Origin of the sequence: Paractinoplanes atraurantiacus (genome assembly GCF_900215205.1) — a bacterium.
GTDB classification, from domain to species: domain Bacteria; phylum Actinomycetota; class Actinomycetes; order Mycobacteriales; family Micromonosporaceae; genus Actinoplanes; species Actinoplanes atraurantiacus.
Map to the genome: position 1 here is coordinate 75,339 of NZ_OBDY01000011.1, position 24,911 is coordinate 100,249.

Annotated in this window: 22 protein-coding genes; 7 read left to right on the plus strand and 15 right to left on the minus strand. The window is 70.1% G+C overall.

Features of this window, described 5'->3' with window-relative positions; translation table 11 throughout:
- Positions 1 to 7 precede the first annotated feature (7 nt).
- The 5 genes from tal to CRP55_RS24400 all read left to right on the plus strand — a co-directional run bounded on the left by tal (position 8) and on the right by CRP55_RS24400 (position 5,268).
- Positions 8 to 1,144, plus strand: a complete 1,137-nt coding sequence (tal, locus tag CRP55_RS24380) for a transaldolase (protein WP_097322451.1) — start codon at positions 8 to 10, stop codon at positions 1,142 to 1,144.
- 92 nt (positions 1,145 to 1,236) lie between these two features.
- Positions 1,237 to 2,754: a glucose-6-phosphate dehydrogenase gene (zwf, locus tag CRP55_RS24385; RefSeq protein ID WP_179855330.1), complete on the plus strand. Its 1,518-nt coding sequence runs from the start codon at positions 1,237 to 1,239 to the stop codon at positions 2,752 to 2,754.
- Complete coding sequence (locus CRP55_RS24390; RefSeq protein ID WP_097322604.1) at positions 2,751 to 3,767, plus strand: glucose-6-phosphate dehydrogenase assembly protein OpcA; 1,017 nt, start codon at positions 2,751 to 2,753, stop codon at positions 3,765 to 3,767. The genes zwf and CRP55_RS24390 overlap by 4 nt, the downstream gene beginning before the upstream one ends.
- A 69-nt stretch (positions 3,768 to 3,836) precedes the next feature.
- The gene (pgl, locus tag CRP55_RS24395) at positions 3,837 to 4,577 is read left to right on the plus strand and encodes a 6-phosphogluconolactonase (RefSeq protein WP_097322605.1); all 741 of its coding nucleotides are present in this window, start codon (positions 3,837 to 3,839) and stop codon (positions 4,575 to 4,577) included.
- A 94-nt stretch (positions 4,578 to 4,671) separates the two neighbouring features.
- Entirely contained in the window at positions 4,672 to 5,268 is a 597-nt protein-coding gene (locus CRP55_RS24400) for a GNAT family N-acetyltransferase (protein ID WP_097322453.1), read from the plus strand.
- On the opposite strand, the gene CRP55_RS24405 is transcribed toward CRP55_RS24400, so the two are convergent.
- From CRP55_RS24405 to rsgA, 14 genes are all read right to left on the minus strand, one after another.
- Positions 5,265 to 5,609, minus strand: coding sequence for an RNA polymerase-binding protein RbpA (locus tag CRP55_RS24405; RefSeq protein WP_097322606.1), 345 nt, complete (start codon positions 5,607 to 5,609; stop codon positions 5,265 to 5,267). The genes CRP55_RS24400 and CRP55_RS24405 overlap by 4 nt on opposite strands.
- A gap of 135 nt (positions 5,610 to 5,744) precedes the next feature.
- Positions 5,745 to 6,002 carry a preprotein translocase subunit SecG gene (gene secG, locus CRP55_RS24410; RefSeq protein WP_097322454.1) on the minus strand — a complete coding sequence of 86 codons (258 nt, stop codon included), beginning with the start codon at positions 6,000 to 6,002 and terminating at the stop codon, positions 5,745 to 5,747.
- A gap of 91 nt (positions 6,003 to 6,093) precedes the next feature.
- A complete protein-coding gene (gene tpiA, locus CRP55_RS24415; protein ID WP_218854697.1) occupies positions 6,094 to 6,858 on the minus strand; it encodes a triose-phosphate isomerase in 765 nt (254 codons plus the stop codon).
- Positions 6,859 to 6,886: 28 nt separating this feature from the next.
- A complete protein-coding gene (locus CRP55_RS24420) occupies positions 6,887 to 8,089 on the minus strand; it encodes a phosphoglycerate kinase (RefSeq protein ID WP_179855331.1) in 1,203 nt (400 codons plus the stop codon).
- Complete coding sequence (gene gap / locus CRP55_RS24425) at positions 8,086 to 9,087, minus strand: type I glyceraldehyde-3-phosphate dehydrogenase (RefSeq protein WP_097322457.1); 1,002 nt, start codon at positions 9,085 to 9,087, stop codon at positions 8,086 to 8,088. The genes CRP55_RS24420 and gap overlap by 4 nt, the downstream gene beginning before the upstream one ends.
- A gap of 315 nt (positions 9,088 to 9,402) precedes the next feature.
- On the minus strand, positions 9,403 to 9,963 hold the full coding sequence (locus CRP55_RS52250) for a hypothetical protein (RefSeq protein ID WP_143234855.1): 561 nt from the start codon (positions 9,961 to 9,963) through the stop codon (positions 9,403 to 9,405).
- 142 nt (positions 9,964 to 10,105) lie between these two features.
- The gene (gene whiA / locus CRP55_RS24435; RefSeq protein WP_097322458.1) at positions 10,106 to 11,086 is read right to left on the minus strand and encodes a DNA-binding protein WhiA; all 981 of its coding nucleotides are present in this window, start codon (positions 11,084 to 11,086) and stop codon (positions 10,106 to 10,108) included.
- A gap of 57 nt (positions 11,087 to 11,143) precedes the next feature.
- Positions 11,144 to 12,133, minus strand: a complete 990-nt coding sequence (locus CRP55_RS24440; RefSeq protein ID WP_097322459.1) for a gluconeogenesis factor YvcK family protein — start codon at positions 12,131 to 12,133, stop codon at positions 11,144 to 11,146.
- Complete coding sequence (gene rapZ / locus CRP55_RS24445; RefSeq protein ID WP_097322607.1) at positions 12,130 to 13,032, minus strand: RNase adapter RapZ; 903 nt, start codon at positions 13,030 to 13,032, stop codon at positions 12,130 to 12,132. Before rapZ ends, CRP55_RS24440 begins: the two co-directional genes overlap by 4 nt.
- A gap of 168 nt (positions 13,033 to 13,200) precedes the next feature.
- Positions 13,201 to 15,366, minus strand: a complete 2,166-nt coding sequence (gene uvrC, locus CRP55_RS24450; protein WP_218854691.1) for an excinuclease ABC subunit UvrC — start codon at positions 15,364 to 15,366, stop codon at positions 13,201 to 13,203.
- A gap of 97 nt (positions 15,367 to 15,463) precedes the next feature.
- Positions 15,464 to 15,991: a Rieske (2Fe-2S) protein gene (locus CRP55_RS24455; RefSeq protein WP_097322608.1), complete on the minus strand. Its 528-nt coding sequence runs from the start codon at positions 15,989 to 15,991 to the stop codon at positions 15,464 to 15,466.
- Between the two features lie 227 nt (positions 15,992 to 16,218).
- Positions 16,219 to 19,167 carry an excinuclease ABC subunit UvrA gene (uvrA, locus tag CRP55_RS24460; RefSeq protein WP_097322460.1) on the minus strand — a complete coding sequence of 983 codons (2,949 nt, stop codon included), beginning with the start codon at positions 19,165 to 19,167 and terminating at the stop codon, positions 16,219 to 16,221.
- A gap of 166 nt (positions 19,168 to 19,333) precedes the next feature.
- Positions 19,334 to 21,118: a hypothetical protein gene (locus tag CRP55_RS24465; RefSeq protein WP_097322461.1), complete on the minus strand. Its 1,785-nt coding sequence runs from the start codon at positions 21,116 to 21,118 to the stop codon at positions 19,334 to 19,336.
- Between the two features lie 36 nt (positions 21,119 to 21,154).
- Entirely contained in the window at positions 21,155 to 22,192 is a 1,038-nt protein-coding gene (rsgA, locus tag CRP55_RS24470; protein ID WP_101536211.1) for a ribosome small subunit-dependent GTPase A, read from the minus strand.
- A gap of 189 nt (positions 22,193 to 22,381) precedes the next feature.
- Between rsgA and CRP55_RS24475 the strand changes: the two genes are divergently transcribed.
- Both CRP55_RS24475 and CRP55_RS24480 read left to right on the plus strand, forming a co-directional pair.
- Positions 22,382 to 23,089, plus strand: a complete 708-nt coding sequence (locus CRP55_RS24475; protein ID WP_097322462.1) for a maleylpyruvate isomerase family mycothiol-dependent enzyme — start codon at positions 22,382 to 22,384, stop codon at positions 23,087 to 23,089.
- A gap of 1 nt (position 23,090) precedes the next feature.
- Positions 23,091 to 23,735, plus strand: a complete 645-nt coding sequence (locus CRP55_RS24480; RefSeq protein ID WP_097322463.1) for an MBL fold metallo-hydrolase — start codon at positions 23,091 to 23,093, stop codon at positions 23,733 to 23,735.
- 220 nt (positions 23,736 to 23,955) lie between these two features.
- Here CRP55_RS24480 and CRP55_RS24490 read toward each other — a convergent pair whose 3' ends face one another.
- On the minus strand, positions 23,956 to 24,849 hold the full coding sequence (locus tag CRP55_RS24490) for an NAD(+)/NADH kinase (protein WP_097322464.1): 894 nt from the start codon (positions 24,847 to 24,849) through the stop codon (positions 23,956 to 23,958).
- Positions 24,850 to 24,911 lie beyond the last annotated feature (62 nt).

Below are 24,911 nucleotides of genomic sequence, written 5' to 3' on the forward strand. Positions count from 1 at the left end.
AGTTGTTATGGCAGACAGGCTGGCAGAGCTCTCCGCCCAGGGCGTGGCGGTGTGGCTCGACGACCTCTCCCGTCCCCGGCTGACCACCGGCTCGCTGAAGAAGCTGCTCGACGAGCAGCACGTGGTCGGGGTGACCACGAACCCGAGCATCTTCCAGAAGGCGCTCTCGGACGCGGACGCGTACGACGCTCAGCTCAAGGACCTGGCCGCGCAGCGGGCCACCGTCGAGGAGGCCGTGCGCCTCATGACGGCCCGCGACGTGCGTGACGCCTGCGACGTGGAGCGCCCGGCGTACGACGCCTCCAACGGCCTCGACGGCCGGGTGTCCATCGAGGTCGACCCGCGCAAGGCGCACGAGACCGAGAGCACCGTGGCCGAGGCCAAGACCCTGTGGTGGCTGGTCGACCGCGAGAACCTCTTCATCAAGATCCCGGCGACCCTCGCGGGCCTGCCGGCGATCACCGCCACGCTCGCCGAGGGCATCAGCGTCAACGTGACCCTGATCTTCTCGCTCGAGCGCTACCGCGCGGTGATGGAGGCGTTCCTGGCCGGCATCGAGCAGGCCAAGGCGAACGGCCACGACCTCAGCAAGATCGGCTCGGTGGCGTCGTTCTTCGTCTCCCGCGTGGACAGCGAGGTCGACAAGCGCCTCGACAAGATCGGCAGCGACGAGGCCAAGGCCCTCAAGGGCAAGGCCGCCATCGCCAACGCCCAGCTCGCGTACGAGGCGTACGAGGAGATCTTCGGCGGTGAGCGCTGGAAGGCGCTCGCGGCCGCCGGCGCGCAGCCGCAGCGTCCGCTGTGGGCGTCGACGTCGACGAAGAACCCCGAGTACAAGGACACGATCTACGTCGAGGAGCTGATCGCGCCCGGCACGGTGAACACCATGCCGGAGTCCGTGATCAAGGCGTACGCCGACCACGGCGAGACCCGCGGCAACACGATCTCGGGTCAGTACGAGGCCGCCCGCAAGGTCTTCGCCGACCTCAAGGCCGTCGGCGTCGACTTCGACGACGTGGTCAAGGTCCTCGAGACCGAGGGCGTCGACAAGTTCGAGCAGAGCTGGAAGGAGCTGCTCGAGGGCGTCGACAAGTCGCTGAAGGCGGCGGCCACCGGCTCGAAGAGCCCGAGCGACGCAGCCTGATCGATGAGGGGGTCCACCGTCCGCGGTGGGCCCCCTCACCTCGTACCTGCTAAGACACCTGCACGACACCGAAAACTGGCAGGATGGATCACGTGGGCAATCCGCTGCGTACCGCACAGGACCGCAGGCTTCCCCGGATCCCGGAGCCCTGTGCTCTGGTGATCTTCGGAGTCACCGGTGACCTGTCTAGAAAGAAGCTCATCCCGGCCGTCTACGACCTGGCCAACCGAGGTCTGCTGCCGCCCGGCTTCGTGGTTCTGGGCTTCGCCCGCCGCGACTGGGGTGACGGCGACTTCGAGTCCCTGGCCTACGAGGCGGCGAAAAAGGGCGCTCGCACGCCGTGGCGCGAGGATGTCTGGCAGCGGCTGGCCAGCCAGTTCCAGTTCGTGCCGGGCTCGTTCGACGACGACGCCGCGTTCGACAACCTCGCCGAGACCCTCGACGACCTGCGTGAGCGCAACGGCATCCCGGGTAACGCCGCCTTCTACTTCTCCATCCCGCCGGCCGCCTTCCCCCTGGTGCTCAACCAGCTGGCCCGCACGGGCATGGCCGACAACGCCAAGTCCGGCGGATGGCGCCGCGTCGTCGTGGAGAAGCCGTTCGGCGCCGACCTCGAGAGCGCCATCGCGCTCAACCAGCTCGTCGACGAGGTCTTCACGCCGGGCGACGTCTACCGCATCGACCACTACCTCGGCAAGGAGACGGTCCAGAACATCCTGGCCCTCCGCTTCGCCAACAGCCTGTTCGAGCCGGTGTGGAACTCCAAATACGTCGACTCGGTGCAGATCACGATGGCCGAGGACGTCGGCATCGGCACCCGCGCCGCGTTCTACGACGCGTCCGGCGCCGCCCGCGACGTACTCCAAAATCATCTGCTCCAGCTGATGGCCCTGGTGGGCATGGAGGAGCCGACCAGCTTCGACCCGCGCGACGTCAGCGCCGAGAAGCTGAAGTTCCTCAAGGCGATCAGCCTGCCGAAAGACATCTCCAAGGGCTCGGTCCGCGGGCAGTACCTCCCCGGCTGGGTGGCCGGCGAGCGCGCCCCGGGCTACCTCGAGGAAAAGAACATCCCGGCCAATTCAACGACCGAGACCTATGCGGCCGTACGCCTCGGCGTGCAGAACAGGCGCTGGGCCGAGGTCCCCTTCTACGTGCGGGTCGGCAAGCGCATGCCGCGCCGGGTGACCGAGATCGCGATCCTGTTCAAGCGCGCGCCGCACCTGCCGTTCGACCCGGCCGACGTCGAGATGCTGGGCAACAACCAGCTGGTCATCCGCGTGCAGCCGGACGAGGGCGTGGTGCTCAAGTTCGGCTCCAAGGTGCCGGGCACCACGATGGAGGTCCGCGACATCGCGATGGACTTCCAGTACGGCGAGGCGTTCACCGAGTCCAGCCCCGAGGCGTACGAGCGCCTGGTCCTGGACGTGCTGGTCGGCGACCGGACCCTGTTCCCGGACGCCGCCGAGATCGAGCAGAGCTGGCAGGTCATCGACCCGCTGGAGGCCGCCTGGAAGGGCACCAAGCCGGAGCCGTACCGGGCCGGCGAGTGGGGCCCGCGGGCGTCCGACGAGATGCTGGCCCGCGAGGGCCGCGCGTGGAGGCGAGCATGATCGGGCTGTGGGACACCACCGGCAACGAGGTGGTGAAGGCGCTCGCCGCCGAGCGGCGCAGCGCCGGCGGTGTGGCGTCGGGCCTGGCCCTGACGCTGGTCGCCGTCGTCGAGGAGAAGAAGGTCCGCGAGGCCGAGGCCGCGGCCACGATCGCCGCCGCCGCGCATCCGTGCCGGCTGCTCATCGTGGTCCGCTCCGACCTGGAGGGCCGCAGCCGCCTGGACGCCGAGATCGTCGTCGGTGGCCGGCTCGGCCCGGCCGAGGCGGTCGTGATGCGGATGTACGGCCGTCTCGCGCTGCACGCCGAGTCGGTGGTCATGCCGCTGCTCGCGCCGGACGTCCCGGTCGTCACCTGGTGGCACCAGGACCCGCCGGACACGATCGCGAACGACTTCCTCGGCGTCGTCGCCGACCGCCGGATCACCGACTGCGCCCAGGCGAGCGACCCGGTGGCCGCGCTGCGGCAGCGGGCGATCGACTACGCGCCCGGTGACACCGACCTGACCTGGACCCGCATCACCCTGTGGCGGACCCTGGTCGCCGGCGCCTTCGACACCACCGAGGCCCGGGTCGTCGGCGCGACCATCACGGCGCCCGAGTCCGACCCGACGGCCGCGCTCATGCGGGGCTGGCTGCAGTCCCGGCTGGGCATCCACCCGGCGCTGCAGCACACCGACCGCTCCCCGCGGATGCACTCGGTGAGCCTGCAGTGCGAGAACGGCGACACGGTGACGGTGACCCGCGAGGAGAACACCGCGCTGTTCAGCCGCACCGGCCAGGAGGACCGCTACATGCCGCTGCCGAAGCGGCCGGTCGGCGACGAGCTGGCCGAGGAGCTGCGCCGCCTGGACGCCGACCAGATCTACGCCGACGCGCTGGGCGCGATGGCCGGGGTGACCGGCCTCGACCACAAGCCGCCGATGCGCGTGCACGTCTGGAAGGACCCGGCGCTCGCCGCCAAGGCGGAGTCGGAGGCCGGCGCGATGGCGGGCCCCGGCGGTTCGGCCGCGTAGTTTTCCGAAAGTTCGAAGTGGGCCGTCTCCGTTCCGGAAGGCGGCCCACGGCCTTTGACAGGAGTGACCGTGAGCAAGACCTTGGTCGTGGTGGTACCCGACGCCGACATCCTCGCGGCGACGGTGGCGTCCCGGCTCGTCGCCAAGATCGTGGACGCGCAGGCGGAGCGCGGCACGGCGAGCGTGGTGCTGACCGGTGGCCGCATCGCCGGCAAGGTGCTGCACACCCTGAAGGACCTGCCGGCCGCCGCGGCGATCGACTGGTCCCACGTGGACCTGTGGTGGGGTGACGAGCGCTTCCTGCCCTCGGGCGACGCCGACCGCAACGAGACCCAGGCCCGCGCCGCTCTGCTCGACGCGCTGCCGCTCGAGGAGGCCCGAGTGCACGCCATGCCCGCCTCGGACGGCCCGGACGGTGACGACGCCGAGGCGGCCGCCGCCCGGTACGCGGGCGAGCTGCGCCTGGGCGGGGCCGACGTGCCGCCGTTCGACGTGCTGATGCTCGGCGTCGGCGAGGACGGCCACGTGGCCTCGCTCTTCCCCGAGCACCCGGTGCTCAACGAGACCGGCACGACCGCGGCCGTGCACAACAGCCCGAAACCGCCGCCGACCCGGATCACGCTGACCATGCCGACGATCCAGAGCGCCGACGAGGTGTGGCTGATCGCGGCCGGCCCCGACAAGACCGAGTCGGTCGGCAAGGCCCTCAACGGCGACAAGCTGCTGCCGGCCGCGCACGCCACCGGCGCCTCGAAGACGTACTGGCTGCTCGACAAGGCGGCCGCGGCGAACGTGGCCGCGAAGAGCTGAAAGACTGCCCGAAGGTGCGGCGCCGAGCCGAATCGGCGCCCACCTGCAGGGCGTGAGCCAGGCCACGCGGCCGGTGAACCCTAGACTGCGGATCGTGCAGCCAAAGATCCGCGCCTACCGGCCCAGCGACCTCGACTCCATCTACGACATCTGCGTGCGCACGGCCGACGCCGGCGGCGACGCCCGCGGCCAGAACAGCTCCGACCGGCTGGTCGGTGACATCTTCGCCGCGCCCTACGTCGTGCTGGAGCCCGAGCGGGCATATGTGCTGGACGACGGCGAGGGCACGGCGGTCGGCTACGTCCTCGGCACGAAGGACACCGCGGACTTCGTCAAGCGTTACCGCGACGAGTGGCTCCCGGCGACCGAGGGACGCTACGGCGACGACCCTCGCGACCAGATGTGGCTGAGCCTGCACCACAACCCGGAACGCATGATCATCCCGGCGCTGGCCGACTATCCCGCCCACCTGCACATCGACCTGCTGCCGGAATGGCAGGGCAAGGGCTTCGGCCGGGGCCTGATGGCGGCCTTCCTCGACGGTCTGCGCGCGGCCGGCGTGGACCGGGTGCATCTGGGGATGAACCCGGCCAACACCGGGGCGCGCGTCTTCTACGAGCGGCTGGGCTTCACCGAACTCACGGTGCCCGGCGCCGAGAACGTGACCTATATGGGCCGCTCGACCTTTTAGTCTCGGCCGCGGCGCTGGCGCACCTTGGCCAGCGCCTCTTCCAGGATCTTGGCGCCGTCCTCGTCGGAGCGGCGCTCCTTGACGTACGCCAGATGCGATTTGTACGGCTCGGAGCGCAGCCGGCCGGGCGGGTTCTTGCCGTCGAGGCCGGCGGGCTGGCCGCAGCGCGGGCAGTCCCACGTCTCCGGCGGGGACGCCTCAGCGGCGAACAAGATGTCGCTGATGTGCCCGGCGGAGCAGAAGTAGGTCACCTCCCGGCGGGGTGCGGGCTCGGTACGCTCGTCGGGGCGCATCGGGGACGAGCCGACTCGGCTGCCGCGGATGGCGCTGCCACTGGACACGGACGTCACTCCTGTCTCGGACGAAACCAACGTCTCGGTGCGAAACGAACCAAAACAAACGCCGCGCGCCCGGCAGAACCGGACGCGCGGCAGATTCTACGACTATTACGCTCCGTCAGGAAGCGTGCCTGGCTATTAACTGCCACCCACGGCGAGGCGCATCCACAGGCCCATGCCGACGATGGCGGCGAACCAGACGACACCGACGAGCACGGTGTAGCGGTCGAGGTTCTTCTCCGCGACCGACGAGCCGGCCAGGCTGGAGGTGACGCCGCCACCGAACATGCTCGACATACCGCCGCCCTTGCCGCGGTGCAGCAGGATCAGCAGGGTCAGCAGAATGCTGGTGAGCACCAGCAACACGATCATCGTGTACGCGAACCACATCGGCATGGTCGGTTCGATTCCTCTCGAAGGGCACAGGAGCGGTCCAACAATAGCGCGTGCCCGGTCGCCAGAGGCGCCCGGGCACGCGTCGAACTTCTCAGCGGGCTACGTGCTCCCGAAATCGGGCGATCGACGCGAACTCCTCCGCGTCGAGGCTCGCGCCGCCGACGAGCGCGCCGTCCACGTCGGGCTGCGCCATGATGGCCGCGATGTTCGCCGCCTTCACCGAGCCGCCGTACAGGATCCGCACCGCGTTGCCGATCTCGTCGCCGTACTTCTCGACGAGACGGACCCGCAGGGCGCCACAGACCTCCTGGGCGTCCTCCGGCGTCGCGGTCTTGCCGGTGCCGATCGCCCAGACCGGCTCGTAAGCGATGACGATCTGCTTGACCTGCTCCGGCTTGAGCCCGGCCAGACCGGCGTCGAGCTGGCTGACGCAGTGCGGGCAGTGCCCGGCGGCCTCGCGGATGTCGAGCCCCTCGCCCACGCAGAGGATCGGCGTGAGGCCGCTCGCGAAGGCCGCCTTCACCTTCGCGTTGACGATCTCGTCGCCCTCGTTGTGGTACTCGCGGCGCTCGGAGTGGCCGGCCAGCACGTACGTGCAGCCCAGCTTCTCCAGCATCGAGCCGGCGATCTCGCCGGTGTAGGCGCCGGACTTGTGCCGCGAGATGTCCTGAGCGCCGTACTCGATGAGCAGCTTGTCGCCGTCGACAGCGGTCTGCACGGTGCGCAGATCGGTGAACGGCGGCAGCACAGCCACCTCGACGTCGGTGAGCTGCTGCTCGGACAGGCTCGCGGCCAGCTTCTGCACCAGCAGATTCGCCTCGAAGTGGTTGAGGTTCATCTTCCAGTTGCCGGCCATCAGCGGCCGGCGAGCTTCCGCAGTCACGTCACTTCTCCAGCGCTTCGATGCCGGGCAGGGTCTTGCCCTCGAGGTATTCCAGGGAGGCGCCGCCGCCCGTCGAGATGTGCCCGAAGGCGCTCTCGTCGAGGCCGAGGGTGCGCACGGCCGCGGCCGAGTCACCGCCGCCGACGACCGAGAAGCCGTCGATCTTGGTGATGGCCTCGGCGACACCCCGGGTGCCGGCCGCGAACGGCGCCAGCTCGAAGACGCCCATCGGGCCGTTCCAGAACACGGTCTTGGCCGGGCCGATGGCGCCGGCGAACAGCGCCACCGACTCGGGGCCGATGTCGAGACCGAGCCGGTCGGCCGGGATCTCGGACGCCGGAACCGTCACGTGGTCGGCGTCGGCCGAGAACTCGGTGGCCGCGACGACGTCGACCGGCAGGACGATCCGCCCGTCGGCCTCGGCCAGCAGGTCGGCGCAGGTCTGGACCATCTCGTCCTCGAGCAGCGACTTGCCGACCTCGTGGCCCTGGGCCTTGAGGAAGGTGAAGCACATGCCGCCGCCGACGAGCAGCTTGTCGACCTTCGGCAGCAGCGCCTTGATCACGGCGAGCTTGTCGGAGACCTTCGAGCCACCCAGGACCACGACGTACGGCTGCTCGGGGCTCTCGGTGACCTTCTTGAGCACCTCGACCTCGCGCAGCACGAGGCCGCCCGCGTAGTGCGGCAGGATCGCCGGCACGTCGTACACCGAAGCGTGCTTGCGGTGCACGGCGCCGAAGGCGTCGTCGACGTAGTAGTCGGCGAACGAGGCCAGCTGAGCAGCGAAAGCGGCCCGGGCCGCCTCGTCCTTGGCGGTCTCACCCTCGTTGAACCGCAGGTTCTCCAGCAGGAGCACCTGGCCGTCCTCGAGCGCGCCGACCTTGGCCGCCGCGTCGTCGCCGACGGTGTCGGCCGCGAAGGCGACCGGCGCGCCGAGCAGCTCGCCGAGCCGCGTGGCGACCGGGGCGAGCGTGAACTTGGGGTCCGGGGCACCCTTCGGGCGGCCCAGGTGCGAGACGACGATGACGCGGGCACCGGCGTCACGCAGGGCGATCAGCGTCGGCAGGACCGCGCGGGCGCGGCCGTCGTCGGTGATGACACCCGGCTGATTCTTGTCGAACGGGACGTTCAGGTCGGCGCGCACGAGCACGCGCCGACCCGAGACACCCTCGCCGAGCAGGTCGTCGAGAGTCTTCAAGATCAGGCTCCGACGAGCTTGACCAGGTCGACGAGGCGGTTCGAGTAGCCCCACTCGTTGTCGTACCAGCCGACGACCTTGACCTGGTTGCCGCCGATGACCTTGGTCAGGCCGGCGTCGAAGATGCAGGACGACGGGTCGGTCACGATGTCCGAGGAGACGATCTCGTCCTCGGTGTAGACCAGGATGCCCTTGAGCGGGCCCTCGGCGGCGGCCTTGATCGCGGCGTTGACCTCCTCGACCGAGGTGTCCTTGGCGGCGGTGAAGGTCAGGTCGGTGGCCGAGCCGGTGGGGATCGGCACCCGCAGCGCGAAGCCGTCGAGCTTGCCCTTGAGCTCCGGCAGCACCAGGCTGACGGCCTTGGCGGCACCGGTCGAGGTCGGCACGATGTTCAGGGCGGCGGCGCGGGCGCGGCGCAGGTCCTTGTGCGGGCCGTCCTGCAGGTTCTGGTCCTGGGTGTACGCGTGGATCGTGGTCATCAGACCCTTCTCGATCCCGATCGCGTCGTTGAGGACCTTCGCCATCGGGGCGAGGCAGTTGGTGGTGCAGGAAGCGTTCGAGATGATCGTGTGCTTCGCGCCGTCGTACAGGTTGTCGTTGACGCCCATGACGATGGTGATGTCTTCGTTCTTGGCCGGGGCCGAGATGATGACCTTCTTGGCGCCCTGGTCGACGTGCGCCTTGGCCTTGCTGGCGTCGGTGAAGAAGCCGGTCGACTCGATGACGACGTCGGCGCCCAGGTCACCCCACGGCAGGTTGTTGGGGTCACGCTCGGCGAACGCCTTGAAGGTCTTGCCGTTGACGGTGATCTCGTCGGCGGTGGCCTTCACCTCGTACGGCAGGCGGCCGAGGATCGAGTCGTACTTGAGCAGGTGCGCCAGCGTGGCGTTGTCGGTCAGGTCGTTCACACCGACGATCTCGATGTCCGCGCCCGAGGCGAGAACCGCCCGGAAGAAGTTGCGGCCGATACGGCCGAAGCCGTTGATGCCAACCCGGATGGTCACAGGTGGATCTCCTCGTTTCGGTCCGCCGGATTTTGCGACCGGCGGAGGGTCTGCGTTGCCGACCGTTTCCCGGGCCGGCAAAGGGGCGTCCGGCCGCCGCGCCAGCAGGAGGAGGCGCCGCGACTGACGGGCGGCGCACAGCGCGGTCGGCCGAGCTGCCGGCACCGTCGCCGTCGGCTAAGACACTATCCGAGCCCTCTGAGCCCATCACGCAGGGGGCGCAACCTAACCGTGACTAAGCTCCCCCGTTAACCTGCGCTTCTCCCCACCGAAAACCACGAGGGGCCGCTCGCGCGACCCCCCGCTCACCACTGATCAGCCGGCCGCGCCATCACCACGACGCTCGAGCAGCTGAAGCACCTTCGCCATGCCCGTCTTGAGCTCCGAGACGTCGGTCTTGAGCCCCGAGACGTCGGTCTTGAGGTCGGAGACGTCGGTCTTGAGCCCGGAGACGTCGGTCTTGAGCTCCGAGACGTCGGTCTTGAGTTCCGAGACGTCGGTCTTGAGCCCTGTGACGTCGGTCTTGAGGTCGGAGATCTTCGCCTTCTGGTCCGCGTGGTGCCTGAGCTGGGTCCGCTTGATCTCCTGGATGTCGGTCCACTGCTGGAATTGACCCTCGACCAGCTTGTCCAGATCGGCCTGCTGCTCGAGCTGCGTCACCCGCAGATTCTTCACCTCGTCGAAGACGTGGCGTAGATCGGTGGACATCGCCCTGAGTTGCCCGGACTGTTCGATCTGCGTCTTTCGGAGCGCGTTCAACTGCTTGACGTGATGCATCAGCGACGACTGATAGTCGCTCGCGTCCTGGCTTGCACCGGCTGCCAAGATCCTCACCTCCGCCGCGTCTTGTCGGATGTCCGCGATCTCATCTTCCACTGCTGTCACCCTCTGCGCGAGGGCCTCTGTGCCGCTCATGGCGGGGAAGTCTGCCGGGTTTTCGAAGGCCGCGGTAAGGGCTTTTCCGTAGGTAAAAAGCTTTTCACCTTCCGGGGGACTACAGGTGACAAGAGACTACTAGTCAGCAGGCCATCATCTCGGGGGTCACGGCGGCCTCGGTGTCGGGGATGCCCAGGTCACGGGCGCGCTTGTCGGCGAGGGCGAGCAGACGCCTTATACGGCCGGCGATCGCGTCCTTGGTCAGTGGCGGGTCGGCCAGGGCGCCCAGCTCCTCGAGCGAGGCCTGGCGGTGCTCCAGGCGCAGCTGGCCGGCCGAGGTGAGGTGGTTGGGTGCTTCGTCGGCCAGGATCTCCAGGGCGCGGGTGACCCGGGCCGCGGCGGCCACCGCGGCGCGGGCCGAGCGGCGCAGGTTGGCGTCGTCGAAGTTGGCCAGGCGGTTGGCGGTCGCGCGCACCTCGCGGCGCACCCGGCGCTCCTCCCAGGCCAGCACGCTCGCGTGGGCGCCGATGCGGGTCAGCAGGGCCGCGATGGCGTCGCCGTCCTTGATGACGACCCGGTCGACGCCGCGCACCTCGCGCTCCTTGGCCGTGATGCCGATGCGGCGGGCCGCGCCGCGCAGCGCCAGCGCCGCCTCGGGGCCGGGGCAGGTGATCTCCAGGGCGCTGGAGCGACCGGGCTCGGTCAGCGAGCCGTGCGCCATGAAGGCGCCCCGCCACGCGGCCACCGCGCAGCAGACGTTGGCCGACACCACGTGCGGCGGCAGGCCCCGGACGGGACGGCCGCGCACGTCGAGCAGGCCGGTCTGGCGGGCCAGCGCCTCGCCGTCCTTGACGATGCGCACGATGTAGTGGCTGCCCTTGCGCAGGCCGCCGGAGGCCAGCACGTGCACCTCGCTCGGATATCCGTACACGTCGGCGATCTCGCGCCGTAGCCGCCGCGCCACCGCGCCGGTGTCGAGCTCGGCCTCCACCACCACCCGGCCGGAGACGATGTGCAGGCCCCCGGCGAACCGCAGCAGGGCCGCCATCTCGGCCCGACGGCAGCAGGGCTTGGGCACGTCGACCCGGCTCAGCTCGTCCTTGACCGCTGCCGTCATCGCCATCGTGTGCTCACCTCATGCGCCGGATTTCCACCAAAACATGCCGTATTCGGCCTCTGCTTAACGATCGGCGCCCAATACCGGCACCAGGGCAACGCCCAACGACTCAGGATCATGCCTGGCGCTGCCGTCCGCAACGGCCACGGGTGCCAGAATCAGCCGCGCACCCAGGGCCTCCGCGGCCCGCCGGACCGGCTCGGGCTCGCCCACCCATTTCCCGTCGGCCACCACCGCGTCGACCCGCAGGCCGGGCAGATACCAGTGCAGGGCCGCCAGGTGGTCGGCCACCGAGAGGCCGAGCGTCTCGTTGTCGGCGGCCAGGTTCAGCGTCACCAGCCGCCGGGCCGGGCTCGCCGTGATCGCCTCGGCCAGCCGGGGCACCATCAGGTGCGGCAGCACGCTCGTGTACCAGCTCCCCGGCCCGAAGATCAGCCAGTCGGCGGCGCCGATCGCGTCGATCACGGGGTCGCAGATCGGCGGGTCGGCGGGCTCGATGCGTACGGCCTCGACGTGACCGCAGGTCACCGCGACCGCGTGCTGACCGCGGACCGTGACCACGTCGTCGGGGCGCGACGGGTCGGCGCCGCGCACGTCCGCCTCGATGCCGACCGCGTGCCGCGCCATCGGCAGCACCCGGCCGCGGGCGCCGACCATGGCCGCCGCGTGGTCGAGCGCGTGAACCGGGTCGCCCAGCATCTCCATCAGCCCGAGCAGCAGCAGGTTGCCCACCGCGTGCCCGACCAGCGGGTCGGGGCCCTCGCCGCCGGCCGGGATCTCGGCGAAGCGGTACTGCAGGACGTCGGCCGTGCGCCGGGTGACCGGGGTGTCGTCGGCCAGCGCGGCCAGCGCCTGCCGCAGGTCGCCCGGGGGCAGCAGCGCGTCCCGCTCGGCCAGCAGGCGCCCGCTGGAGCCGCCGTCGTCGCCGACGGTGACCACCGCCGTGATGTCCAGCTCGATCTCGGCGCTCGCCCGGCGCAGGGCACGCAGCGAGGCGCTGAGGCCGTGGCCGCCGCCGAACGCGACCACCTTGACCGGGCGGCGCGCCGTCACTCCCGCCCCAGGTCGCGGTGGGACGAGTGGGCCGCGAGCCGCATGTCGCGCAACTGGGCGGTGAGCTCCTCGGTGATGGCGACGCTGCGGTGCTTGCCACCCGTGCAGCCGACGGCGACGGTCAGGTACCGCTTGCCCTCGCGCTCGAAGCCGGTCGCGGTGGCGGCGATCAGCGAGGCGTACGTCTTGACGAAGTCGCTCGCGCCCTCCTGGTCGAGGACGTAGGTGCTGACCGAGTCCTCCAGACCGGTGTGGTCGCGCAGGGCCGGCACCCAGAACGGGTTGGGCAGGAACCGGGCGTCCATCACGTAGTCGGCGTCCGGGGGCAGGCCGTACTTGAAGCCGAAGGACAGCACGGTGATCCGCAGCCGGCGCACGTCCTCCCCGCCGAACAGCTCCTCGACCCGGCGGCGGAGCTGGTTGACGTTGAGGTGGCTGGTGTCGATGATCACATCGGCCTGTTCGCGGGCCTCGGCCAGCAGCTTGCGCTCGGCGGTGATGCCGTCGGCCAGCCGCCCGTCACCCTGAAGGGGGTGCGAGCGGCGCACCGACTCGAACCGCCGGATCAGCACGTCGTCCTCGGCGTCGACGAAGACCACGCGCGGGTTGAAGCCACGCTCGCGCAGGGCGTGGACCGCACCGGTCAGGTCGGTCGAGAAAGCCCGGCTGCGCACGTCGAGGACCATGGCCGTACGCCTGGCGGCGCCACCCGCCTGCAGGGCGAGCTGGGCCATGTCGAGCATGAGGGCCTGGGGCAGGTTGTCGACGACGTAGAAGCCGACGTTCTCCAGGGCCCGGGCCACTGTGCTGCGGCCGCCGCCGGACACCCCGGTGACGATCACGAGATCGGTCGTCACTTCCTCCAGGTCCACCTCAGAGTCCGCCACGTACTCCGGCATCGACTCCGTCACCACGCCTCCCGCGTCCGTGCCCGCACCCGCGGCGGACACAACATCCTAGGCCGAAGCCACCGGCACCAACCGTCCGGACGGCTGTCGTCTACACGATCCGGTACACCGGACCCGTCACTACAACAAGCGGTCGCCGCCCCGCGTTCCGGGCAGCGCTCAGGTCGGCGTCACATGCGACCTGTTCGACGGCGCGTTGACCCGCCCGGCCCGCGCCTTGGTGGGGCCGGCACCGCCCGGCGGGAACACCACCGGGTCGTCGGCGGAGACCGGCTCATCGGCAGCCGGCTCGTCGGCAGCGGAAGCGGAGCCGGAGCCGGGCGTCGGCGGGATCAGCGCGGCCAGGACCGCTTCGGCCGTACGCCGTCCGATGCCCGGGACTTCGGTGATCTCCTCGGGGGTGGCCGCGGAGAGCCGCTTGAGCGAGCCGAAATGCCGCAGCAGCGCCTTGCGCCGCGTCTCCCCCAGCCCCGGGATGTTGTCGAGCGCCGACGCCGTCATCCGCTTGGACCGCCGCTGCCGGTGGAACGTGATGGCGAACCGGTGCGCCTCGTCGCGGACCCGCTGCAACAGGTAGAGCGCCTCGGAGGTGCGCGGCAGGATCACCGGGAAGTCCTCCCCCGGCTGCCACACCTCTTCCAGCCTTTTCGCCAGCCCGCACAGCGCCACGTCGGTGATGCCGAGGTCGGCGAAGACCGCCGCCACCGCGTTCACCTGGGGCTGGCCACCGTCGACGACGACCAGTTGCGGCGGATAGGCGAACCGGCGCGGCTTGCCGGTCAGCGGGTCGATGCCGGGAAGCTCGTTGGTCGCGATCTCGTCGGTGCCCGGCGAGTCCGTGTCCGGCGCGTCCGTGCCCGGCGCGTCAGTGTCCGTGTAATCGACCGGGGGCTTGTCCAAGGGGCCGTCCGCGCCGGGCTGGGCCTTGAAGCGGGCGAAGCGCCGCCGCATGACCTCGCTCATCGCCGACAGGTCGTCCATGCCGCTGCCGTCGGCGTTGCCGCGGACGGCGAAGCGCCGGTACTCGCTCTTGCGGGGCAGCCCGTCCTCGAAGACCACCATCGAGGCCACCACGTCGGTGCCCTGGATCTGCGACACGTCGAAGCACTCGATGCGCAGCGGCGCCGAGCCGAGCCCCAGCGCCTCGGCGATCTCGTCGAGCGCCTTGCTGCGCGTCGTCAGGTCGCCCGCGCGGCGCAGCTTGTGCCGTTGCAGCGACTCCCCCGCGTTGCGCGCGACCGTCTCCATCAGCGACCTCTTGTCGCCCCGCTGCGGCACCCGCAGCGCGACCCGGCTGCCGCGGCGCTCGGACAGCCAGCTCTCCAGCGCCGGGGCGTCGTCGGGCAGCGCCGGCACGAGCAGCTCGCGCGGCACGTCGTTCTCCCCCTCGGACCCGCCGTACATCTGGCTGCAGAAGTGGTGCACGAGATCGCCGGTGGTGAGGTCCTCGACCTTTTCCACGACCCATCCGCGCTGGCCGCGGACGCGCCCGTCCCGCACGTGGAAGACCTGGACCGCCGCCTCCAGAGGGTCCTCGGAGAAGGCCACCACGTCGGCGTCGGTGCCGTCACCGAGCACCACCGTCTGCTTCTCCATGGCGCGGCGCAGGGCGGCGATGTCGTCGCGCAGCCGGGCCGCCTTTTCGAACTCGAGCTCCTCGGAGGCCTGCATCATGTCGCGCTCGAGCCGTTTGACGAACGTGTCGGTGCGCCCGGCCATGAAGTCGCAGAAGTCGTCGACGATCGCCCGGTGCTCGTCGGCCGAGACCGTGCCGACGCAGGGCGCCGAGCACTTGCCGATGTAGCCGAGCAGGCAGGGACGGCCGATCTGACCGGCCCGCTTGAAGACCCCGGTCGAGCACGTCCGCGCCGGGAAGACCCGCAGGAGCAGGTCGAGGGTCTCGCGGATGGCCCAGGCGTGCGAATAAGGCCCGAAGTAGCGCACGCCTTTGCGCTTGGCGCCGCGCATCACCTGCAGACGCGGGTATTCCTCGTTGAGGGTGACGGCGAGGAACGGGTACGACTTGTCGTCGCGGTATTTGACGTTGAAGCGCGGGTCGAACTCTTTGATCCAGCTGAACTCGAGCTGGAGCGCCTCGACCTCCGTGCCGACCGTGACCCAGTCCACACTGGCCGCCGTGGTGACCATCTGCTGGGTGCGCGCGTGCAGCGACCAGGTGTCGGCGAAATAGGAGTTCAGCCTGTTCCGCAGGTTTTTGGCCTTGCCCACGTAGATGACGCGGCCGCCGGGGTCGCGGAAACGGTAGACGCCGGGCGACTCGGGAATCGTCCCGGGCGCCGGGCGGTAGCTGGAGGGGTCTGGCACGGTCTCAACACTAGTGCGGGGGACTGACATGATTACCCGACCGGAGGTCCGTCGCCGCCGCCACGGCTTCGGATCTCCGGCCGCTGAGAGCCCGGGATCAGGCCGCGACGATGTTGTCGCCGTCCAGTTTGACCTTGGTCTCGGTCAGGGCCTTGGTGGCCGGTCCCGAGGTGGGCTCGCCGGTCTCGATCGAGAACTTGCTGTTGTGGCACGGGCAGGAGATCTGCCCGGCGTCGATCTTGTTGACGTCGCAGCCGGCGTGGGTGCACACCTTGCTGAACGCCTTGTACGTGCCGGCCACGGGCTGGGTGATCACGAGGTCGCCCTTGATGACGCCGCCGCCCTCGGGCACGTCGGCCGCGACGGCCAGCGCGGTGCCGCCGGCGGCCGCGTTGCCGGTGCCGTCGTTCTGCGCGCCGGCGCTGCCGGCCGGTGCCGGCTGGTCGCTGAAGTCGGTGCCGTTGCTGTTGGTGCTCGAGGTGCTCGTGCCGCAGGCGGCGAGCACGCAGGCCGCGCCCAGCCCGCCCGCGCCGAGAAGGACGCCACGGCGGGTCGACGCCGTACCGGGACACTTCGGCTCCTCGGTGCTGAGCTCGGCGTCGGTCCTGGTCTGCACGTCAGTCATCTTGTTGTCCTCCAGTGCCTGGTTCCGCATGAGTGGGTCACGCGGCGTCGCCTCTACATACGCTGTCGCGGCCGCCCCGGGTTCAGGCGTTCGGCGAAAATTACCCACATAACAGCGCCCGGTCGAGACTAAGGTCCCGACCGGGCGCGTCAGCTATGGATCACCTGAGACGTTGCTGAACCCCGTCCAACCACCCCACCGCCGCCCTTAATCGGAATCAGGACCTTTCACACAGAGGCTTTCGCCCGCGCGCGCGTGACCCTCTTCTTGGGCGCGGTGCCGTTGGCCTGGGCCGCGCGGGCGATGGCGTCGGACGAGCCGGCCGCCTTGCCCTCGAGACCCAGCATGTGACGCAGGTACTGGCCCGTGTGGCTCTCGGGCACCTCGGCCAGCTCCTCGGGCGTGCCGGTGGCGAGCACCAGACCGCCCTTGCTGCCGCCCTCGGGGCCCATGTCGATCAGCCAGTCGGCCGTCTTGATCACGTCGAGGTTGTGCTCGATCGTGATCACCGTGTTGCCCTTGTCGACCAGGCCGTTGAGGACCATCAGCAGCTTGCGGATGTCTTCGAAGTGCAGGCCGGTGGTCGGCTCGTCGAGCACGTAGACCGTCTTGCCGGTCGAGCGTTTCTGCAGCTCGGAGGCGAGCTTGACGCGCTGCGCCTCGCCGCCGGACAGCGTCGGCGCCGGCTGGCCGAGCCGCACGTAGCCCAGGCCGACGTCGACCAGCGTCTTGAGGTGCCGGTGGATCGCGGGGATCGGCTGGAAGAACTCCGCCGCCTCCTCGATCGGCATGTTGAGCACCTCGGAGATCGTCTTGCCCTTGTAGTGCACCTCGAGCGTCTCCCGGTTGTACCGGGCGCCCTTGCACACCTCGCACGGGACGTAGACGTCCGGCAGGAAGTTCATCTCGATCTTGATCGTGCCGTCGCCGGAGCAGTTCTCGCAGCGGCCGCCCTTGACGTTGAACGAGAACCGGCCCGGGCCGTAGCCGCGCACCTTGGCCTCGGTCGTCTCGGCGAACAGCTTGCGGATGTTGTCGAAGACGCCCGTGTACGTCGCGGGGTTGGACCGCGGGGTCCGCCCGATCGGCGACTGGTCGACACCGACGACCTTGTCGACCTCCTCCAGCCCGGTGATGCGGGTGTGCCGGCCCGGCACCATGCGGGCGCCGTTGATCTGGTTGGCCAGCACCGTGTAGAGGATGTCGTTGACCAGCGTCGACTTGCCCGAGCCGCTGACGCCGGTGACCGCGATGAACTGCCCGAGCGGGAAGCCGACGGTCAGGTTGCGCAGGTTGTGCTCGCGGGCGCCCTGCACGACCAGCTCACGGCCGGGCGTCTGCGGGCGCCGGCCGGCCGGGGTCGGGATCGACTTGCGGCCGGACAGGTAGGCGCCGGTGGGCGACTGCTTGTTCTTCAGCAGGCCCTCGACCGAGCCGCTGTGCACGATGTGGCCGCCGTGCTCGCCGGCTCCGGGTCCGATGTCGACGATCCAGTCGGCCGTACGGATCGTGTCCTCGTCGTGCTCGACCACGATCAGCGTGTTGCCGAGGTCGCGCAACCGCACCAGCGTCTCGATGAGCCGGTGGTTGTCGCGCTGGTGCAGGCCGATCGACGGCTCGTCGAGCACGTAGAGCACGCCGACCAGGCCGGAGCCGATCTGGGTGGCGAGCCGGATGCGCTGGGCCTCGCCGCCGGACAGGGTGCCGGCGCCGCGGTCGAGCGACAGGTATTCCAGGCCGACGTCGACCAGGAAGCGCAGCCGGGCGTTGATCTCCTTGAGCACCCGCTCGGCGATCATCTTCTGCCGGTCGTCGAGCTCGAGGCCGGCCAGCAGGTCGGCGCAGTCACCGATGGACAGGTTGCAGACCTCGGCGATGCTCTTGCCGGCGATGGTCACGGCCAGCACCTCGGGCTTGAGCCGGGCGCCCCCGCAGACCGGGCACGGCACGTCGCGCATGTAGCCCTCGTACTTGTCGCGGGACCAGTCGCTCTCGGTGTCGTTGTGCCGGCGCTCGATCCACTGCACCACACCCTCGAAACCGGTGTAGTACGAGCGCTCGCGGCCGTACTTGTTGCGGTAGCGGACGTGGACCTGGTCCTCCGAGCCGTAGAGGATCGTCTTCTGCGCCCGGGACGGCAGCTGCCGCCACGGTGTGTCGATGCTGAATTTCTCGCTGGCGGCCAGCGCCTCGAGCAGGCGCAGGAAGTACTCCTGGGTCTGGCCGCCGGACCAGGGCTGGATCGCCCCCTCGCGGATGGTGCGCTCCTCGTCGGGGATCAGCAGCTCGGGGTCGACCTCTTTCTTGGTGCCGATGCCCGTGCACTCGGGGCACGCGCCGTAGGGCGCGTTGAACGAGAAGACCCGGGGCTCGAGGTCCTCGATCGCCAGCGGGTGGTCGTTGGGGCAGGCCAGATGCTCGGAGAAGCGCCGCTCGCGGGCGGGATCGTCCTCCGGCAGATCGACGAAGTCGAGCACGACGATGCCGTTGGCCAGGCCCAGGGCCGACTCGATGGAGTCGGTCAGGCGCTGCTTGCTGCTCGCCTTGACGCTGAGGCGGTCGACGACCACCTCGATGGTGTGCTTCTCCTGCTTCTTGAGCTTGGGCGGCTCGGTCAGCGGGTGGACCACGCCGTCGACCCGGGCCCGGGCGTAGCCCTTGGCCTGGAGCTCGGCGAACAGGTCGACATATTCACCCTTGCGGCCGCGGATCACCGGCGCCAGCACCATGAACTTGGTGCCCTCGTCCATGGCCAGGACCCGGTCGACGATCTGCTGCGGGGTCTGCTTGCTGATCCGCTCGCCGCAGATCGGGCAGTGCGGGATGCCCGTGCGCGCGAAGAGCAGGCGCAGGTAGTCGTAGACCTCGGTGATGGTGCCCACCGTCGAGCGCGGGTTGCGCGAGGTGGATTTCTGGTCGATCGACACCGCGGGCGACAGGCCCTCGATGAAGTCGACGTCGGGCTTGTCCATCTGCCCGAGGAACTGCCTCGCGTACGACGAGAGCGACTCGACGTAGCGTCGCTGCCCCTCGGCGAAGATCGTGTCGAACGCGAGGCTGGACTTGCCCGACCCGGACAGACCGGTGAACACGATCATCGCGTCGCGGGGCAGGTCAAGGTTGACGTCGCGCAGGTTGTGCTCGCGCGCGCCTCGAATAGTCAAACGGTCGGCCACCAGCCAGCCTTTCCCGCATAAGAGTCGAAACCGTACAGGTGTTTGATGGGAACTAAGCCGCGGGCCACTCTAGCCAGGGGGTACGACATCTTTTCCCCGCCGCGGGCCCGGCTAAGTGCAGCGTCCGCCAGATGGCGCACATTCCCGCACTTCACCCTCGGTTAGGTCACTCGTTCGAAGGAACCGACAGATAGCGTACGTCCCACGCCTCGACCCCGCCGATCGTCTGCGGCGGGCCTAGCGCGTCGGTGAGCGTGGCCAGCAGGTCGTCGCCGTTGCGGCTGTCCGGCACGAGGATGACCACGGCAGCCCGCCAGAAGATCAGGTCGGCCGTGATCCGGGCCCGGTCGGTGGCGGTGAGCTGAGGCCGGATGCCGTACTCGCGGACGCGGTAGAGCAGGTCGGACGTGAAGCGGCGGGGCGCGTTCCACGAGCCGGTGTTGTCGGTGGGCGGGTTGACCGGCCCCATGAAGTAGCCGCGCGGGGTCGGGTAGTCCAGATGTGACAGCGTCGCCCAGCGCATGCCGGTGCGCCCGGTGGTGACCTCGGGCAGCGGCACCGTGACCAGGGTGCGGTCGCCGGTGACGTACTGCTTCCAGATGCCCTGGGTCAGGAACGGCGGCATCGGGTCGCCCGGCAGGACCGGCACCGGCTTGGGGAACAGCGGCACCAGCGCCAGCACGAGCCCCACCCGGAACAGGCGTCTCTTTCCGACCTCGAAGGTGCGGGCGCGGTCGGTGGCCAGCGCGAGCAGCACGCCGGCGATCGTGGCCGGCACCATGGCGAACCGCGTCACACTGACCAGGTCGATGATCGGCACGTGGCTGATCAGGGCGAACGGCAACGGGATGCCGGTGCGGTGCCCGAAGAAGACCAGTTCCGGCCCCATCGACACGATCAGCAGCACGAGGGCCGAGATCGCCGCCGCCCGGGCCGCCACCGAGCGCCACAGGACCACCACCGACACGATGATCATCACGAGGCCGATCGGGCCGAAGAACGTGTTGTCCTCGGTCGCGCTGACGCTCATCTCGCGGGTCAGCGCCGCGTAGCCGGCCAGCGACTGCCGCGCGAAGAAGCCCAGCGAGGCCAGATCGGTGGCGTACATGTCGGGCTCGAACGGCTGGCCGTGATAGTTGCCGGGCGCGAAGAACTGGTACCACAGCGGATAGGCCAGCAGGCTGCCCGAGACCAGGGCCGCGACGCCGAGGCCCTTGAGCAGGTGTGGCGCCTCACGCTTGGCGCCGGTCCAGCTCATCAGGCCGTACGCGACGACGAAGACGCCCAGGGCCAGCGCGGCGAAGAGCAGCGCCTCCTCGTTGATGAAGACCTGCACCACGATGAGCAGGCCGAGGATGACGCCGCCGCGCACCGCCCGGCCCGGCTCGCGCAGCCGCAGCACCTGCCAGACGATGAACGGCACCACGTACAGGCTGACGAAGTTCACGTGCCCGTTGGCGTGCGAGATCATCGTGGGCGCGAAGCCGCACCACAGCCCGCCGATCCAGGCCGCCACCCGGCTGGTCACCAGGTGGCGGGAGAGCACGTGGTACCAGGCGGCGGCCGTGCCGGCCAGGCCCAGCGTGAGCAGCAGGGCGACCGAGAAGCCGACGCCGAGGAAGTGGCTGACCGGCGCCAGCGGCAGGCTCATGACCAGCACCGAGGTGTTGGCCATCATGTTCACGCCGTCGGGCACGTTGAGCCGGCCCGAGTAGAACGGGTTGTCCCCGTGGAAGACCACGCGTTCGCCGTGGGCCAGCATGAAGAGGAAGACGTTGTGGTCGTCCTTGTTGCCGGCCAGCACGCGCCCGTTCGGATCGCGCCAGAGCTGGCTCATCACCAGCAACGACAGCGCCGCGTAGCTCAGCAGCGCCCACAGATCGGCCGGTCCGCGACGGCGGACCGGCACCTCAGCGGCTTGCTCCTGGGCCACCTCTTCCACCGTTTGCACCGGGGCATTGTGACAGAGCCCCCTGACAGTTTCCGGTTAGTGCCTCCGCCGCCGGTGGCCCGCCGCGCCTGCTAGGCGAGCGGTCTGACGAGCCGATTCGACCTCGATCTCGTGCCGCAACTTGCGCCACGAGGCGAGCCGGCGCGGGGCCAGGGTGCCGTCGGCGACGGCCACGACCACCGCGCAACCCGGCTCGGCGTCGTGCCCGCAATCACCGAAACGACAGCGGGCGGCCAGCTCGGCGATGTCGGCGAAGGCCCGGTCGAGGCCCTCCGCGGTGTCGAGCAGGCCCACACCGCGGATGCCGGGCGTGTCCAGCACGGCGCCGCCATTCGGCAGAAGGACCAGATTTCGGTACGCGGTGGTGTGCCGGCCCTTGCCGTCCACGTCACGGATCTGCTGTACGGGCATGACCGGCGTCCCGGCCAGCGCGTTGACCAGCGTCGACTTCCCCGCGCCGGAACGGCCGAGCAGGGCCAGAGTGCTTCCGGGGCGCACGTACGCGCGTACATCATCAAGCCCCGTCTTTTGCCGAACGCTCAACGGAACCACCGGCACACCCGGTGCGAGCTCGGCGATCTGGTTGGCCACGGCCCGCGGGTCGGACGTCGTGTCGCTCTTGGTCAGGATGAGCAGGGGTTTCGCCCCCGAGTCCCAGGCCAGGGCGAGCAGGCGCTCGATGCGGGCGTCGTCGGGCTCCGGATGGATCGGCTCGACCACGGCCACCGTGTCCATGTTCGCGGCCAGGACCTGGCCGGTGGAGTCCTTGTCGGAAGTACGGCGGATCAGCGTGGTCCGCCGCGGCAGCACACACTCGATCGTGACCCGGCGGTCGGGCCAGTGCCGCAACACCACCCAGTCGCCGGCACAGGGCAGGCGCGACGGATCACCGGCCGCACCGAGCAGCACGCCGCCGGCCAGGCTGGCCCGGGTGACGCCGGTGGCGTCGAGCACGGTGCAGACACCGCGGTCGGCGCGCAGGACACGCCCGGCCGAGGCGTCGGAACGGTCGAATCGACGATAGGCGGATGCGAAAGTCTCGTCCCAGCCGAGCTGGGACAGGTCGTGCGACATGGGAACCCTTTACGGGACGGGAGTCCTGCCTGCCGGTGGGCGGTCAGGCAAAGGCCTCCGGGTGAAGGGACGCAAAAACGAACAGCACGCTCCCCACCTCCTCCGCGGGCTCGATCGGCGCGTCTGCACAGACGGTACGGTCGCCGCTACCCCAGCGAAAGCGAATTAGGTGCCGATAGGGTTTGGCTCGTGACGATGGATCCGCTCGTTCTCCTGACAGACGTGGACAGAGCCACGGAGGAGCTGCTCCGCACCGCCGCCGACCTCGACCCGACGGTGGTCGGGCAGGCGTCGCTGCTGCCCGGCTGGACGGTCGGGCACGTACTGACCCATGTCGCGCGCAACGCCGACGCGTACGTGAACCTGCTGACCTGGGCCCGCACCGGCGTCGAGACGCCGGCCTACCCCTCGCCCGAGGCCCGCGAGGCGGGCATCCAGGAGGGCGCCGGGCGCCCGCTGCGCGAGCAGCTCGAGGACATCCGGGCCGCACACGACCGGTTCGCCGACGCCGGGGCGGCGATGCCGGCCGAGGCGTGGGCGTTCTTCCTGCCGCCGACCGGCCAGTCGGCGGCCGCGGTGCCGTGGGCGCGGCTGCGCGAGGTGACGGTGCACCACACCGACCTGGGCCTGTCCTACACACCGGCCGAGTGGACCGACGCCTTCGCGCTGCGCTTGCTGCGCGAGATCGTCACCGAGGCCACGTCGGCCGGCTGGCCGGCCATGGAACTGCGCCCGTACGGCATCGAACACGCCCTGAGCATCGGCACCGCCGACAACCCGCCGGTGATCGGCGGACCGACCAAGTCGCTGGCCGCCTGGCTGGCCGGCCGGGCCGACGGCGCCGACCTGACCGTCTCGCCGGACGGCGAGCTCCCGAAACCAGCAAGGTGGAAGTGACATGACCTACACCGGAGACGTATCGGTCGGCGGCCCCGCCGACGTCCGTGACCTCGGCGGCCTGACCATCACCAAGGTCGCGGTCGGCCCGATGGAGAACAACGCCTACCTGCTGCGCAGCGGCAACGAGCAGCTGCTGATCGACGCCGCCAACGAGGCGCCGACCCTGCTGAAGGTGATCGGCGACGGCGGCCTGGCCACGATCGTCACCACCCACCGGCACGGCGACCACTGGCAGGCCCTCTCCGAGGTGATCGCCTCGACCGGCGCCGAGTCCCTGGCCCACATCGACGACGCGGCCGAGATCCCCCTGGTCAACCGCGACCTGCGCGAGGGCGAGACGATCACCGTGGGCGACGCCGCCCTCGAGGTCATCCACCTGGTCGGCCACACGCCGGGCTCGATCGCCCTGCTCTACCAGGACCCGAACGGCACGGCCCACCTGTGGACGGGCGACAGCCTGTTCCCCGGCGGCCACGGCAAGACGGTCACCACCGAGGACCACATCTCCCTGATGGACGACCTGGAGGCCAAGGTCTTCAACCGCCTCCCCGACGACACCTGGTTCTACCCGGGCCACGGCAAGGACTCCACGCTGGGCAACGAGCGCCCCCACCTGAAGGAGTGGCGCGACCGAGGCTGGTGACCCACCACCTGAGCCGGGCCCTCCGCCCGGCTCAGGCCGCCGCGCCCTGAGCTCCCGCACCGAAACGCCGAGCTCGAAAGCCAGCCGAGCGGCCTCATACGCCTCCCCGGCACCAGGCTCGGTCATCCGCCGCGCGCGCATCGCGGTCCAGGTCACCGCAACGACGCTATATCTGAGCGCAGCCTGCTGGGATCCCCCGCCGGAGCTATTCGCCGCGGACTTAGCGCTGCTGCCTCAGGACCCGCTCGCGGAGGTGCTCGGGGACCAGTTCGATCAGCTGGTCGGGGCGCAGGGGGAGGTCGAGCAGGCTGAGCTTGATACGGGTGCGGCGCTCGTGGGCGGCCCGGTCGAAGCGGACCACGTTGGCGGCGTTGGGGCGCAGCTGGACGGTGAGGTCGGTGTGCTCGTCGACGGTCACCGTGTCGGCGCCGTCCAGGGAGACCCGCGAAGGTGCGGCGCCGCGCAAGGTGATGAGCTCGGCACCGCCCAGGACGATGGGGCGGCTGATGCCGGACATCGGGGCGACCGGAGTGAGGCCGATCGCGGTGACCGACGGGGAGATGATCGGCCCGCCGGCCGCGTAGTTGTAGGCGGTCGAGCCGGTGGGGGTGCAGACGACCACGGCGTCGCAGCGGAAGTAGCCGTGCTTGACGCCGTTGAGCTGCAGGTCGAGCGCCACCGAGGTCCACGGGGTGGCGGCCGTGACCACCACGTCGTTGAAGGCCAGCCCGTCGCCGACGGCCAGGGCGCTGTGCGGTTCCAGGCTGAACTCGCCGGCGATCAGGCGTTCCAGCGCCGCGGGTAGCTCGGCCGGGCTGGTCTCGATGAGGAAGCCCAGGTTGCCGTGGTTGACGCCGAGGATCGGCGTCGGTCGGCCGGCCATCAGCCGCATCGCGCCCAGCATGGTGCCGTCGCCGCCCAGGCTGAAGACGAAGTCGGCCTTCTCCACGAAGTCGGGCTCCTCCAGGGCGAAAAGCCCCAGCCGGGCCGCGTCCTCCGGCCGGGCGACCACCCGGGCGCCGACGCGCGCCGCCACATTGACCACAGTGGTGACCGAGTCGCTCACGTCGTTGCGGGGATGGACCACGAGCCCGATGACCGCGTTGTTGCCCATATCTCAACGTATCCCGCCCTGTTTGCCCACAGCGGAAGAAGTGGCCACCTGTGGTGCTGCCG